Source organism: Acidovorax sp. GW458-11-26-14-TSB4 (assembly GCF_059423865.1).
In genome coordinates, this window is the sequence record NZ_JBWKYR010000014.1 from 1 (window position 1) to 13,488 (window position 13,488).

Consider the following 13,488-nt stretch of genomic DNA (forward strand, 5'->3'; position numbering starts at 1 on the left):
TTTCGTCAAACTTTTTGGAAGTTTTTGAAACCGCTCAGCGCTTTCAACCACCCCAACGCACCCCCAAGATCAACCGCTTTTCGGCAACCCACTCTTGTCAGCGCAGCCTTAGATTGTATACCGAGAAATCGGTGACTTTTCCAAAACTTCGAAGTTTTTGCAAACTTCCTTCTTCATCTGCCCAGACTTCCAAAAGAAGGACCTCCGTGCAGCGAAGCCCTCTACTATAGCACCAGTTCGAGGGCCTCGCAGGGAAACCCCGGGGAATTTGCAGCAAATCCTTCCATGCCCCTGGAGGCATGCGCCCTCCTCTATATAGGGCTATGTCGCCGCCCCAGGGCGCGCCGCAAAGTCCCCCGGCGTGAGCCCGTGGCGTTGCAGCTTGTCGTACACCGTCTTGCGCGGCATCTGCAGCATCTCGGCGGCGCGGGCCACATTGCCCTGGGTCAGGCGCAGCGTGTCGCGCAGCAGCTTGCGTTCGAAGGCATCCACACGCGCCGCCAATGAGGGCGCCGCCGCATCGCCCTGTCCCAGCGGCTCCATGGGCAGCCCCAGGCACAGGCGCTCGGCCGCATTGCGCAGCTCGCGCACATTGCCGGGCCAGTCGTGGGCCAGCCAGGCGGCCAGGTCGCGGTCGGTCCAGGCGGGCGCCGGACGGCCATGGCGCGCCGCGGCCTGGGCGATGAAGTGGGCCATGAGCACGGGGATGTCCTGCGGCCGCTCGCGCAGCGGCGGCAGGGCAATGCTGGCCACATGCAGGCGGTAGTACAGGTCGGCCCGGAACCGGCCCTCTGCGGCCAAGGCCTTGAGGTCCACCTTGCAGGCTGCCACCACGCGGCAGGTGATGGGCAGGCTCTGGTTGCTGCCCAGGCGCTCCAGCTCGCGCTCCTGCAGCACGCGCAGCAGGCGCATCTGCAGGGGCTGCGGCATGGATTCGATCTCGTCGAGCAGCAGTGTGCCCTGGTTGGCATGCTCGATCTTGCCGATGCGCCGGCGCGTGGCACCTGTGAAGGCGCCGGGCTCGTGGCCAAAGAGTTCGCTTTCGATGATGCTCTCGGGCAGCGCACCGCAGTTGATGGCCACGAAGGGGCCGCTGCGCCCGCTGGCCGCATGCAGGGCCCGCGCCACCACCTCCTTGCCGGCGCCGGTCTCGCCATTGAGCAGCACGTCCACGCTCAGCGGTGCCAGCGCAGCCACCAGGCGGCGCACCTCGGCCATGCCGGGCGATGGGCCGATCAACGCGGCCAGGGCGTCCCGCGGGTTGCGCTCGCGCAGCTGGCGCACCTCTTCGGCCAGGGCCCGGCGCTCGAGCGCGCGCCGCACGGTGGCCACCAGGTGCTCGGAGGAGAAAGGCTTTTCGATGAAGTCGTAGGCACCGTCGCGCATGGCGTCCACGGCGAGCGCCACATCGCCATGGCCGGTGACCAGCACCACGGGCAGGTCGGCATCCTGCGCGCGCAGGGTGCGCATCAGCTCCATGCCGCCCATGCCGGGCATCTGGATATCGGTGACGAGCACGGCGGGCCGGTCCTGTCCGAAGGCATCGAGCGCCGCCTGTGCACTGGCGAAGGCGCGCACCTCGATGTCGGCCAGCGACAGGGCCTGCGCATAGGCACGCCGCACCATGGCGTCGTCCTCGACGAGGTAGACGACGGTCGGGTTGCCGCCTGGAGAAGGGGTCATGGAATGTCCTGTATCGCTGGGGTGGCGGCCGGGCCCGGCACCCCGGGTATGCCCGGCAGGCCGACGGTGAACTCGGCCCCGCCTTGCGGCAGGTTGGCCGCCTCCAGGCTGCCCCCCATGCCTTCGACGATGATGCGCGAAACGGCCAGCCCCAGGCCCAGCCCTTCGCCGGCCTTGGTGGTGTAGAAGGGCTCGAACAGGTGGGTCTGCACCTCCGGGTCCATGCCGCGGCCGGTATCGGCCACGCGCAGCAGCACGCGCCCGTCGGGCTGCACTTCGGCGGCAAAGCGCACCTCGCGCACGGCCTGGTGCTGCACGGCATCGAGCCCATTGCGCAGCAGGTTCACCAGCACCTGCTCGAGCCGCGTGGCATCGGCCAGCACGCACAGCGCTTCGTCGAAGGCATCCACCACGATCTGCGCATCCACCGCCTGGCAGCGTGGGGCCAGCAGCAGCAGCGCGTGGTCCAGGGCCTCGCGCACGCTGCAGGGGTGCAGGGCCGGCGGCTCCTTGCGTGCAAAGCTCTTGAGCTGGCGCACGATGCGGCCCATGCGCTCGGCCAGCTGGCCGATGAGGCGCAGGTTCTCGGCCACCTCCTGTCCACGCTGGCGCTGGTGCAGGGCGATGGCGTTGTCCGACAGGGTCTGCAGGGCAGCCAGGGGCTGGTTGAGCTCATGGCTCATGCCGGCCGCCATCTGGCCCAGCACAGCCAGCTTGCCGGCCTGCACCGCCGTGTCGCGCGTGCCGCGCACGATCTGCTCGGCCTGCTGCAGCGCGTGCACGCGCTCTTCGAGGGCGGTGTTGGCGGCGGTGATCTCGCGCGTGCGCTGGGCGATCTGTGCCTCCAGCATGCCATGCGCCTCGCGCAGCCGCTGGTCGCTGGCGGCGCGCTCGGCGCGGCCCTGGCGGTCGAGCCGGCGCAGCAGGGCCAGCCCCAGCACCAGCGCGGCACACAGGCCGCCGGCCAAGCCGGCGACCAGCGCCTCCTGCCGGGCCGGACGCTGGTCGGCCAGCAGCAGCATCTGCCAGCCCAGCGGGCCCACCGTGCGCGCCGCCACGCTGAAGTCGCGCTGCTGGCCCGCCTGCTGCAGGCGCAGGGTGTCGCCATCGACCGGCCGCGGGCCCTGGCCCTGCAAGGGGGCCAGCGGGTAGTTGCCATATTGCTGCACGCCCTGCAGGCGGCTGCGCACCTGTGCTGGGATCGGGGCCAGCGTGCGGTAGCGCCAGGCGGGATCGGTGCTCACGAAGACCACGCCTTCGGTGTCCGCCAGCAGCACGGTGTCGCCGCCCCCGGCCAGCGCGGCCTCGAAGGCATCGAGCGAGATCTTGACCGCCACCACACCGGGCGCGGGGGCTTCGGGTGGCAGCGCCGAGGCCATGAAGTAGCCCGCCCGGCCGGTCGTCACCCCCACGCCGAAGAAGCGGCCGACCTGCCCCTGCATGGCCGCCTCGAAGTACGGGCGAAAACGGTAGTTCTGGCCCACGAAGCTGCTCGGCAGATTCCAGTTGCTGGCCGCCAGCGTGAGGCCCTCGGTGTTCATGACGTAGGCCGTGTCCACGCCCGCCAGCGCCACGGCCGAGGCCAGGTAGGCGTTGGCAGCCTGCAGGTTCTGCGCCGTGGGCTGCTGCAGGGCCAGGTTGGTGCGGCTGTTGAGCGCCAGCAGCGCGGGCAGCGCCTCGTTGCGCTGCAGGAGCGACTCCAGGCTCTGGGCGGCAAAGGCCAGGCGCTGGCTGGCGGCGCGCTGCTGCGCCGCCAGCTGGGCATCGAGCGACCAGCGGTAGGCCAGCGCGCCCGCGAACACGCAGGCCAGCAGCGCGATGCCGGAGCCGAGAAGGGAACGGGTGGGTTTCAAGCGGCGAGGGGAAAAGGGTTCAGGAGCACGGCCGCCACACCGTGCGGACAGGCCGCATTGTGCGCGGCCGCCGGCATGCGGCCAGCGGGGCTATTTCGCTTGACAGGGCCACTTGTCTGGAAATCCGCACAAAACGCCGGTGGGCGTGTGGAAATCCGCCGCTTTTTGCGGCATCGGGGCGACTGCTGCACCAGGCCTCTTGCGTGTGCAAACCCACGGCCGGCGCGGCCTGCCGGACGGCCAGGGGCGCTTGCCGCAGCCCTGGCACGCAAGCTGCAAAACGCCAGGGCGGGCGGCGCAGCCAGCGCAGCCCGGCTCTTCACACACCAGAACCTGTCCGGAGACGACACATGACGAAAACCCCTTCCTTCAAGCTCTGCAACGCCTTGGCCATCGCCACCGGCCTGCTCGCCGGCGCCGCGCCCGCACTGGCCCAGGACTACCCCAACAAGCCCGTGCGCCTGATCGTGCCCTTCGCCCCCGGCGGCACCACCGACATCGTGGCCCGCGTGGTCAGCCAGTCGCTGGGCACGGCCCTGGGCCAGCCCGTGGTGGTGGACAACAAGGCCGGCGCCGGCGGCGTGGTGGGCGCGACCGAGATCGCGCGCGCCCCGGCCGATGGCTACACCCTGGGCGTGGCCACCGTGTCCAGCGTGGCCTCGGCCCCGGCCATCAACCCTGCCGTCAAGTACAACCCGCTCACGGACTTCACCTCCATCGTCAACATGGCGGCCACGCCGAATGTGCTGGCCGTGCACCCGAGCTTCGTGGCCAAGGACTTCAAGGGCTTCATGGCCGCGGTGAAGGCCAGCCCGGGCAAGTACTCCTTTGCCACCTCCGGCACGGGTGGCATCGGCCATCTGCAGATGGAGCTGTTCAAGTCGCTCTCGGGCCTGGGGCTCGAACACATCGGCTACAAGGGTGCCGGCCCGGCCCTGAACGACGCGGTGGCCGGCCAGGTGCCGATGATCTTTGACAACCTGCCCTCGGCCCTGCCCTTCATCAAGGAAAAGCGCCTGGTCGCGATTGCCGTGGCCGCGCCGCAGCGCCTGCCTTCGCTGCCCGATGTGCCGACCTTCAAGGAAGTCGGCTTCGAGCCGGTGAACCGCATGGCCTTCTATGGCATCCACGGCCCCAAGAACCTGCCACCGGCCGTGGTGGAGCGCATCTCGCAAGCCGTGCGCAAGACGCTGGAAGACCCGGCCGTGAAGAAGCGCATCGAAGAGACCGGCTCGCTGGTGGTGGGCAACACCCCCCAGGAGTTCACAGCCCAGACCAAGGCCGAATTCGAGTTGTACAAGGGCGTGGTCGCCAAGCAAAAGCTCAAGCTGGAGTAATTCTGCGGCAGGGCGGCCATCGCCCTGCCCGCCTGCACCAGAAGCCCGCCCGCGCCATCCCGGCGCCGGCGGGTTTGCCATTTCAACGGGGGGCGGACGCTGGCACCCAGGCCACCCAGGGCGCCAGCAGCCGCGGCTTCCAGGCCAGGGTGAAGGCAATGGTCAGCGCCGAGCCGGCCAGCACCATGAACCAGACCAGCGAGGCCATGGAGCCATGGTCCACCGACAGGCACACCGCCAGCGAGGCGGCCACCACGGCGGAGCCCAGCCAGCGCAGCAGCACCACGGTGCCGCGCGCCAGTGGCGCCGGCCCGCGCACCTGCTCCCAGTGCACATCCATCGACAGGGCCAGCCAGGCCAGGCCGGTCAGGTTGGCCAGCAGGGCCACGCCATAGAGCAGGGCATCAGGCATGGGCGGCCTCCGGTGCGGCACCGCCCGCCGTGGCGGCACCCAGGGCGCGGCGCTTGAGGCGGCGCGCCGCCAGCACGGCCAGGGCCGCGGCAGACAGCAGCGCCAGGTCCACCCCGGCCACCGGCCAGTAGCCGTTGACCATGGTGCGCAGCAGGTGGTCACCCGTGGTCACCCAGTTGAGCAGCACGGCCGCCACGGCCAGCACGGCGGCGGCCCAGCACTGCTCGGCCCAGGCGGGCGACATGCGCCCCTCGGCCATGGGCGTGGTGCGCCAGATGGCGTGCGCGCAGGCCAGCACCCAGGCGCCCCAGAAGATGGTCTGCTCCACGCTGCCGCGCGCAGGCAGGTCGGTGGGCAGCAGGCGGTTGCCGATCAGCATGGTGAAGGTGGCGATCAGCATGCCCGTGACGGTGGTGACCGCGAAGGCGTCCACCCAGCGCGCACCGCTCACGCCCTGCTTGGCGTGGTTGCGCTTGCGCTTTTCGACGAAGAAGATGAAGCCCGTGGCGATGCACACGCAACCCGACAGGCCGCCCAGCACATACAGCCAGCGCAGCAGCCAGTGGCGAAAGTGCTGCAGGTGCAACCCAGTGAGGAAGTTGTTGATGCCGGCCACCACGGTGACGGGCGGGTCTTCGCGGATCAGCTCGCCCGTCGATCCCTTGAAATGCATGCCTTCGCCCGTGAGCGTCACGCGGTCGGTGCCGGCGCGGTACACGCTGACGTAGGCATTGGCATCGCCCACGTGCTGCACGGCCAGAAAGCCCACGTCCCCCGCCATGCCCTTGGCGGCCCAGCGGCGCTGGGCCTCGGCCACCATGGCGTCCACCGATGCGAGGGTGGCAGGCACGCCGGCCTTCTCGTGCGGCAGGCCGGTCTCCTTGGCTTCGTGCTTTTCGTGCAGTTCGTGCAGGGGGTCGAGCTGGGTGTGCGTGACCGGGAAGTAGATGCCCCCGAAGATCACCAGGCCCGACAGCGCGAAGATGAAGTGGAACGGCAGCGCCACCACGCCCGTGAGGTTGTGCAGGTCGAGCGCGCTGCGCTGGGTGTGCTTCTTCGGGCGGAAGGTGAACAGCTCGCGGAAGATCTTGCGGTGCATGACCACGCCGCTGACCAGCGCCACCATCATGATGAGCGCGGAAAAGCCCACGATCCAGTAGCCCAGGTTCTTCCACTCCAGGTGCAGGCTGTAGTGCAGCGGGTAGAAGAACTGGCTGCCGATCTTGAGGTGGTCGTCGGGCAGCGACGCGCCGCTGCGCGGGTCGATGGTGCGGATGCCGAAGATCTCGTCATCCTTGTTCTTGGCATTGGGCAGTTCGTGGCCCGAGAAGATGCCCAGCACCGGGTCGCGGTGGGTGGTGTAGGCACCCCAGCGCTTGACCGGAAAGGTCTCCGCCATGGTGCCGTTCACGCGGCTGCGCGCCTGCTCGATGGCCTCAGGCGTGGGTTTCAGGTCCTGGAACACGGGCAAGAGGATCTTGTCGAACGAGGGCATGGGCTGCGGCTCGAAGCGCGTGCCCGGGATGGCCCAGCGGTCGATCTCGCGGTCGAACACCGAGAGCGAGCCGAAGAAGAACACCACCATGAGCACGAAGCCCAGCACCAGGCCGAACCAGGTGTGCAGCCAGGCCATGGTGAGCCGGAAATTTTGGAACATCGACAGGTCTCCTGGTGCGCTGCCCCCTGCCCCGGGACCGCGCAGCGAAAAAAGATCAGAGCAAGGCCTTCTGGACCAGCGACGCCGCCCCGGCCATCAGGGCGCCGCCACCGGCCAGCACCAGCCATGCGCGCACCAGGCTGGCAGCGCAGAACGCCCACAGGAAGGCCACCAGCAGCACGATGAAGCCCAGGATGTAGCTCAGCGCCTCGGCATCATGGAACGGCATGCCCGCCGCGAACATGGTCCCCACGACCAGCGCGATGAATCCCCAGGTGAAGGCGTAGCTGCCCAGCGTGCCGGCGGCGATGCGCGAGACGACGTGCAGGCGGGAAGCGGAACTTGTGGCCATGGATGAAACAACGGAGCGACGATTGAATGCGAGTGATTTGCGATTATGCAACGCCCCTCCGGGTAACCCCTTGCTATGTAGGGACTGCTGCCCAGCACTGTCCGCCGCGCAACACTTCGGCACTGACATTTCGTCACATCTAGGCCAATGCGGAGCACAATGCTTGCAACGCAGCACCCGCAGCCTGACCCTGAAGGATGCCCTCGCTCTCCATGCACAGCATTTCCTCCGAGAAAGTCGTCGACCTGCTGCTCGACGCCGTCTGCATCGTGGACGCCGACAGCCGCGTGCTGTTCGTGAGTCCGGCCTTCGAACGCATCTTCGGCTACCGGCCCGACGAAGCCGTGGGCCTGCGCATGCTGGACCTGGTGCACCCCGAAGACCGTGGAAGCACCGAGCGCCAGGCCAGGTCGATCATGGCGGGGGAGCTGCAACTGCACTTCGAGAACCGCTATGTGCGCAAGGACGGGCGTATCGCGCACATCCGCTGGACGGCGCGCTGGCTCGAAGAGCGGCAGGTGCGGCTGGCCGTGGCCCACGACATCACCGAGCGCAAGAACACCGAGTCGATGCAGGCGGCGATCTATGCGATCTCGGAGGCCGCGCACACCGCCAAGGACCTCCTCGCGCTGTTCGAGCACACCCACCGCATCATCGGACAGCTGCTGGCGGCCATGAACTTCGCGGTGGTGCTGTACGACGCCGACAAGGGCCTGCTGAGCTATCCCTACCATGTGGACGAGCGGCACCCCTGCCCCGGCCCGAGCACCCTGGACGAGGACGCCCTGTGCGCCCAGGTCATCCGCACCGGCCAGGCGCTGCTGCTGACACCGGGCGAGACCACCGTGGCGCGCGGCGCAGGCGCACCTCTGTTCTGGCTGGGCGCCCCCCTGCTCACGCACAACGGAACCATCGGCGCCCTGGTGCTGCAGGGCTACACCGAGCATGCACCCTATACCGACAGGGACAGGGAGCTGCTGCAGTTCGTCTCCACACAGGTCGCGGCGGCCATCGAGCGCAAGCAGATGCACGAGCGCCTGGCCCGCATGGCGCAGTACGACCAGCTCACGCAACTGCCCAACCGCCAGCTGTTCCGCGACCGCCTGAAGACCGCGCTGGCCCGGGCGCGGCGAGAGCAGGGCCTGCTGGCACTGCTGTTCATCGACCTGGACCGCTTCAAGGACGTGAACGACACCCTGGGCCACGCCATGGGCGACCTGCTGCTGCAGGGCGTGGCCCAGCGCCTGCTGCAGTGCGTGCGCGGCTCGGACACGGTGGCCCGCATCGGTGGCGACGAGTTCGTGGTGCTGCTCGAAGGCTGCCAGACCCGCGAACATGCCCATGCCGTGGCCGGCAAGATCCTGGCGGCCTTCGGCCCCGCGTTCGACCTGGCCGGGCTGCCCGTGCCGATGCAGCCCAGCATCGGCATGGCGCTCTACCCCGAGCATGGCGAGGGGGAAGACCTCCTGCTGGGCCATGCGGACGCGGCCATGTACACGGCCAAGAAAGGCGGCGGCAACCAGGTGCACACGGCAGCGCCCCTGCCCGGCCCTGCGGGCTGACCGTCCTCTCCCGAGCAGGCGGGAAATCGCACAGAATGCCGGCCATGCAGCCCCTGCCCAGGCCTTCTCCAGCGCCCGCCCCCGCGCCCGCGCCCGCCCCCGACGCCGTCGTCGAAATCATGGAATACGACCCAGGCTGGCCCGGCATGTTCCACGCCGAGCAGCGATTGCTGGTGGAGGTGCTCGCGCCTTGGCTGGCGGGTCCCGTGGAGCACATCGGCAGCACGGCCGTGCCGGGCCTGGCGGCCAAGCCGGTGATCGACATCATGGCGCCAGTGCACAGCCTCGCCGGATCGATGGCAGCCCTGGATGCAGCCGGTGCGCTGGGCTATCTGTACCACCCCTACAAGCCCGGGCAGATGCACTGGTTCTGCAAGCCCAGCCCGGCCCAGCGCACCCACCACCTGCACCTGGTGCCACTGGGCAGCGCCCTGTGGCACCAGCGGCTGGCGTTCCGCGATGCGCTGCGCGGCAGCGCCGAACTGGCTGCGCGCTACGCTGTGCTGAAGCGGGGGCTGGCGGCACAGTACCGCCATGACAGAGAAGGCTACACCGAGGCCAAGGGCGCTTTCATCGCAGAGGTGCTGGGCGGGGTGTAATCCCCTCCCGGGGGACGGCCTACCAGCGGGCTGGCGTCCGGACCCGCACAATCGGGCCACTACAACCCTTGCCGGGCCCCACGCCCCACACCCTTGCCATGCTGTACGCCGCGCTCAAGTTCGTCCATGTCCTGTCCCTCATCGTCTGGATCGGCGGCATGGTCTTCGCCCATTTCTTCCTGCGCCCGGCCACGCTGTCGCTGGAGCCCCCGCAGCGCCTCAAGCTGATGCACGAGGTGCTGCAGCGCTTCTTCGCGGCCGTGTCGGTCGCGGTGATTCTGGTGCTGGGCTCGGGGCTGTGGATGATCGGCAACGTGGCGCGCGCCGCTGCGCAGTCGGGCGGCAAGTTCTCCATGCCGCTGTCGTGGACCCTCATGGCCACCATCGGCCTGGTGATGGTGGCCATCTTCGGCCACATCCGCTTTGCGCTGTTCAAGCGCCTGCGCGTGGCGGTGGCGGCCAGCGACTGGCCTGCGGGCGGCAAGGCGATGGCCTCCATCCGCACGCTGGTGGGCATCAATCTGGCGCTGGGCGTGCTCACCGTGGCGGTGGTCTTCCTGCTCCCCGCGTGACCACCCGCTGGCTCAGGGCGCCAGCAGGTGCATGGAATGCGCGGCCTGCAGCACCAAGAGGGCCGACAGCAGCGCAGGCGGCATCACCACCAGCCCGAGCTTGAGGAACTGCCAGGCGCCCACGTGCAGGCCCTCGCGCCGCAGGGCGGACAGCCACAGGATGGTGGCCAGGGAGCCCGTGACCGACAGGTTGGGCCCCAGGTCGATGCCGATCAGCGCGGCCGCCCGCACGGTGCCTGATGCGGAAGCGGCGTCGAGCGAGGCGCCCGCCAGCAGGCCCGCGGGCAGATTGTTGACCAGATTGGCCGCCACGCCGAGCAGCGCGCCCAGCACCGTGCCCGCGCCCTGCGGCCAGGCGGCAGCGGCCTGGCGCAGCACGCTGGCCAGCAGCCCCACCACGCCCGTATGCTCCAGCGCCTGGACGAAGACGAACAGGCCCGCCACCAGCGGCATCACATCCCAGGACACGGAGCGCAGCGCCTGCCAGGGCGCGCGCCCGCAGGCAAAGGCCAGCAGTGCCAGCGTGGCCAGGGCCGCACCCAGCGTGGGCCAGCCCAGGGGAATGCGCAGCCAGGCGCAGCCCACCAGCACCAGCACCGACATGGCCAGGCCGCCAGCGGCCACGCGCCCGCCCAGGCCCAGGGGGTGCTCGGGCACGGTGGTGGCAATGGTTTCAGGGATGGTGGATCGCAGAACCCAGCGCAGCGCCACATAGGTCACGGCGATGGAGGCCAGCGAAGGCAGCGCAAACAGCGCCAGCCAGTGCGCCAGCGAGGGCATGCCGCTGCCCCAGACCACCAGGTTGGCCGGGTTGGAGATCGGCAGCACGAAGCTGGCCGCATTGGCGATGAAAGCGCAGATGAACAGATAGGGCAGCGGCGAGGCGCCCACCGCGCGTGCCACGGCGAACACGGCCGGGGTCAGCACCACGGCGGTGGCATCGTTGGACAGGAACACCGTGACCAGGGTGCCCACCGCGTACACCCACACAAACAGGCGCGTGCCCGAGCCCCGGGCCTGCCTGGCCGCCAGGGTGGCAAGCCAGTCGAACACGCCCTCGCGCCGGGCCAGTTCGGACAGCAGCATCATGCCGGCCAGGAACAGGTAGACGTCGTGCCCGCGCATCACGCCCTCCCAGGCCTGCGCGGGGCTGATGAAGCCCAGGGCCAGCAGCGCGAGGGCGCCGGCCACGGCCCAGATTGCCTCGGGCAGGCGGAAAGGCCGCACGATGACGGCTGCGGTGGCCACGCCGATGATGGCCCAGGTCCAGGGGGCGGCGGCCGTCATGCGGCAAAGCCGCCAGCGGGGCGGACCAGGTTACGGAAGATCGCAGCAGTTACAGGGAGGCATTGCATGGGGGCGGATTCTATGCAGTGCCGAGGCAGCGCAGCCTGCCGCAATGCCCCTCTTGGTGCGGCGGATCACATGGGGCGCTTACCATGTGGTCAAAAGGGCGTGCCCGCAAGCGCCCCCTTTTCAAGGAGTCATGACTTTGTTCGGTTTTTTTGAGAAACGCGTAGCCCCCTACCCCGCCGAAGAACCCCATCTCCCGCCCAAAGGCTTCCTGGCCTTCGTGTGGCACTGCGCGCAAGGCATGCAAGGCCATGTGCTGGCGATGGCCGCCCTGTCGGCGGCCATTGCAGTCTACGAGGCGCTGCTGTTTGCCGTGCTGGGCCGGGTGGTGGACTGGCTCGGGAGCGTCGCGCCCGCCGACCTGTGGGCGCAACGCCGTACGGAACTCATCGGCATCATGGTGCTGCTGCTGGCCTCCATCGCACTGGTGGCCCTGCAGACCAGCGTCAAGCACCAGGTGCTGGCCATCAACTTCCCGCTGCGACTGCGCTGGAACTTCCACCGGCTGATGCTGGGCCAGAGCATGGCCTTCTATGCCGACGAGTTCGCGGGCCGCATCACCACCAAGATCATGCAGACCGCGCTGGCGGTGCGCGACATGATCTTCACCACCACCGACGTGGTGGTGGGCATGGGCGTGTACCTGGTGACCATCCTGGCGCTGCTGGCGGGCTTCGATGCGCGCCTGCTGCTGCCCTTTGCGCTGTGGATGGTGGCTTATGGCCTGGCCTGCTGGTACTTCGTGCCGCGCCTGGGCAAGGTGGGCAAGGCGCAGGCGGACGCGCGCTCGGCCATGACCGGGCGCATCACCGACGCCTATACCAACATCGCCACCGTCAAGCTGTTCTCGCACACGCGGCGCGAGTCGGAGTTCGCGCGCGCCGCCATGGACGCCTTCAAGCTCACGGGCTATGCCCAGATGCGCCTGGTCAGCCAGTTCGAGATCGTCAACCACATCCTGGTGGTGGGCATGATCCTCGGGGCCTGCGGCACGGCGCTGTGGCTGTGGTCGCTGGGCGAGGTGGGCGCGGGCGCCGTGGCCGCCGTGACGGCGATGACGCTGCGCGTGTCGGGCCATGCCCACTGGGTGATGTGGGAGATGACCACGCTGTTCGAGAGCGTGGGCACCATCCAGGACGGCATCAATACCCTGACGCGCCCGCGCGCCGTGGTGGACGCGCCCGATGCGAGACCGCTGCAGGTGACGCGGGGCGAGGTGAAGTTCGAGGCCGCGACCTTTGCCTATGGCAATGGCCGGCCGGTGATCGACGGCCTGAACCTGACCATCCGCCCGGGCGAGAAGATCGGGCTGATCGGGCGCTCGGGCGCCGGCAAGTCCACGCTGGTGAACCTGCTGCTGCGCTTTCACGACGTGCGCTCGGGCCGGGTGCTGATCGACGGGCAGGATATTGCCCATGTCACGCAGGACAGCCTGCGCCGCTCCATCGGCATGGTGACGCAGGACACCTCGCTGCTGCACCGCTCCATGCGCGACAACATCCTCTATGGCCGCCCCGATGCGAACGAAGAGGACCTGCAGGCCGCGGCGAAGCGGGCCGAGGCGGCGGACTTCATCGCCAGCCTGACCGACCTGCAGGGCCGCAGCGGCTTCGACGCGCACGTGGGCGAGCGCGGCGTGAAGCTCTCGGGCGGGCAGCGCCAGCGCGTGGCGATCGCGCGCGTGATGCTCAAGGACGCGCCCATCCTGCTGCTGGACGAGGCCACCAGCGCCCTGGACTCCGAAGTGGAAGCCGCCATCCAGCAAAGCCTGGACGGGCTGATGCAGGGCAAGACCGTGATCGCGATTGCCCACCGCCTGTCCACCATCGCCGCCATGGACCGGCTGATCGTGCTGGATGCCGGCCGCATCGTGGAGGAAGGCACGCACGCGCAGCTGCTGGCATTGGGCGGCGTGTATGCCCGGCTGTGGGGGCACCAGAGCGGCGGCTTTCTGGGCGAGACCGAGGACGAGGGAAGCGCGCTGATGCCTGGGTGACAGGCGCGGGCGCGCCTGTCACCCAGGCGGCTGCCCGCAGCCACCGCCCCCCCTAACGTGCAGGCCTGGGCGCGTCATCCAGACGGCCATTGCAAAAGAGAGGACCTGCTGC

Annotated in this window: 11 protein-coding genes; 5 read left to right on the forward strand and 6 right to left on the reverse strand. The window is 69.2% G+C overall.

The window, feature by feature from the left end:
* Positions 1-321: 321 nt before the first annotated feature.
* Entirely contained in the window at positions 322-1,683 is a 1,362-nt protein-coding gene (locus AC07X5_RS23320) for a sigma-54-dependent transcriptional regulator (RefSeq protein WP_494772037.1), read from the reverse strand.
* Positions 1,680-3,536, reverse strand: a complete 1,857-nt coding sequence (locus tag AC07X5_RS23325) for a sensor histidine kinase (RefSeq protein ID WP_494772038.1) — start codon at positions 3,534-3,536, stop codon at positions 1,680-1,682. Before AC07X5_RS23325 ends, AC07X5_RS23320 begins: the two co-directional genes overlap by 4 nt.
* 350 nt (positions 3,537-3,886) lie before the next feature.
* Between AC07X5_RS23325 and AC07X5_RS23330 the strand changes: the two genes are divergently transcribed.
* Positions 3,887-4,873 carry a tripartite tricarboxylate transporter substrate binding protein BugE gene (locus tag AC07X5_RS23330; RefSeq protein ID WP_494772039.1) on the forward strand — a complete coding sequence of 329 codons (987 nt, stop codon included), beginning with the start codon at positions 3,887-3,889 and terminating at the stop codon, positions 4,871-4,873.
* Between the two features lie 82 nt (positions 4,874-4,955).
* On the opposite strand, the gene AC07X5_RS23335 is transcribed toward AC07X5_RS23330, so the two are convergent.
* The 3 genes from AC07X5_RS23335 to AC07X5_RS23345 are packed head-to-tail and all read right to left on the reverse strand — an operon-like array spanning position 4,956 to position 7,294.
* Positions 4,956-5,285 carry a DUF3325 domain-containing protein gene (locus tag AC07X5_RS23335; protein WP_409956607.1) on the reverse strand — a complete coding sequence of 110 codons (330 nt, stop codon included), beginning with the start codon at positions 5,283-5,285 and terminating at the stop codon, positions 4,956-4,958.
* Positions 5,278-6,942, reverse strand: coding sequence for a PepSY-associated TM helix domain-containing protein (locus AC07X5_RS23340; protein WP_494772040.1), 1,665 nt, complete (start codon positions 6,940-6,942; stop codon positions 5,278-5,280). Before AC07X5_RS23340 ends, AC07X5_RS23335 begins: the two co-directional genes overlap by 8 nt.
* Before the next feature lie 55 nt (positions 6,943-6,997).
* Positions 6,998-7,294 (reverse strand): iron uptake protein, encoded by a 297-nt coding sequence (locus AC07X5_RS23345; protein WP_409956611.1) that lies wholly within the window; start codon positions 7,292-7,294, stop codon positions 6,998-7,000.
* Positions 7,295-7,506: 212 nt separating this feature from the next.
* Between AC07X5_RS23345 and AC07X5_RS23350 the strand changes: the two genes are divergently transcribed.
* From AC07X5_RS23350 to AC07X5_RS23360, 3 genes are all read left to right on the forward strand, one after another.
* Entirely contained in the window at positions 7,507-8,856 is a 1,350-nt protein-coding gene (locus AC07X5_RS23350; protein ID WP_494772041.1) for a diguanylate cyclase domain-containing protein, read from the forward strand.
* 44 nt (positions 8,857-8,900) lie between these two features.
* The gene (locus tag AC07X5_RS23355) at positions 8,901-9,455 is read left to right on the forward strand and encodes a GrpB family protein (protein WP_494772042.1); all 555 of its coding nucleotides are present in this window, start codon (positions 8,901-8,903) and stop codon (positions 9,453-9,455) included.
* Positions 9,456-9,553: 98 nt separating this feature from the next.
* Entirely contained in the window at positions 9,554-10,027 is a 474-nt protein-coding gene (locus tag AC07X5_RS23360) for a CopD family protein (RefSeq protein WP_494772043.1), read from the forward strand.
* Positions 10,028-10,039: 12 nt separating this feature from the next.
* Here the strand turns inward: AC07X5_RS23360 and AC07X5_RS23365 are convergent, their stop codons facing one another.
* Positions 10,040-11,314 carry an arsenic transporter gene (locus tag AC07X5_RS23365; RefSeq protein ID WP_494772044.1) on the reverse strand — a complete coding sequence of 425 codons (1,275 nt, stop codon included), beginning with the start codon at positions 11,312-11,314 and terminating at the stop codon, positions 10,040-10,042.
* A gap of 205 nt (positions 11,315-11,519) precedes the next feature.
* On the opposite strand from AC07X5_RS23365, the gene AC07X5_RS23370 reads away from it, so the two are divergent.
* Positions 11,520-13,376 (forward strand): ABC transporter ATP-binding protein, encoded by a 1,857-nt coding sequence (locus AC07X5_RS23370; RefSeq protein ID WP_494772045.1) that lies wholly within the window; start codon positions 11,520-11,522, stop codon positions 13,374-13,376.
* The last annotated feature ends 112 nt before the right edge of the window (positions 13,377-13,488 follow it).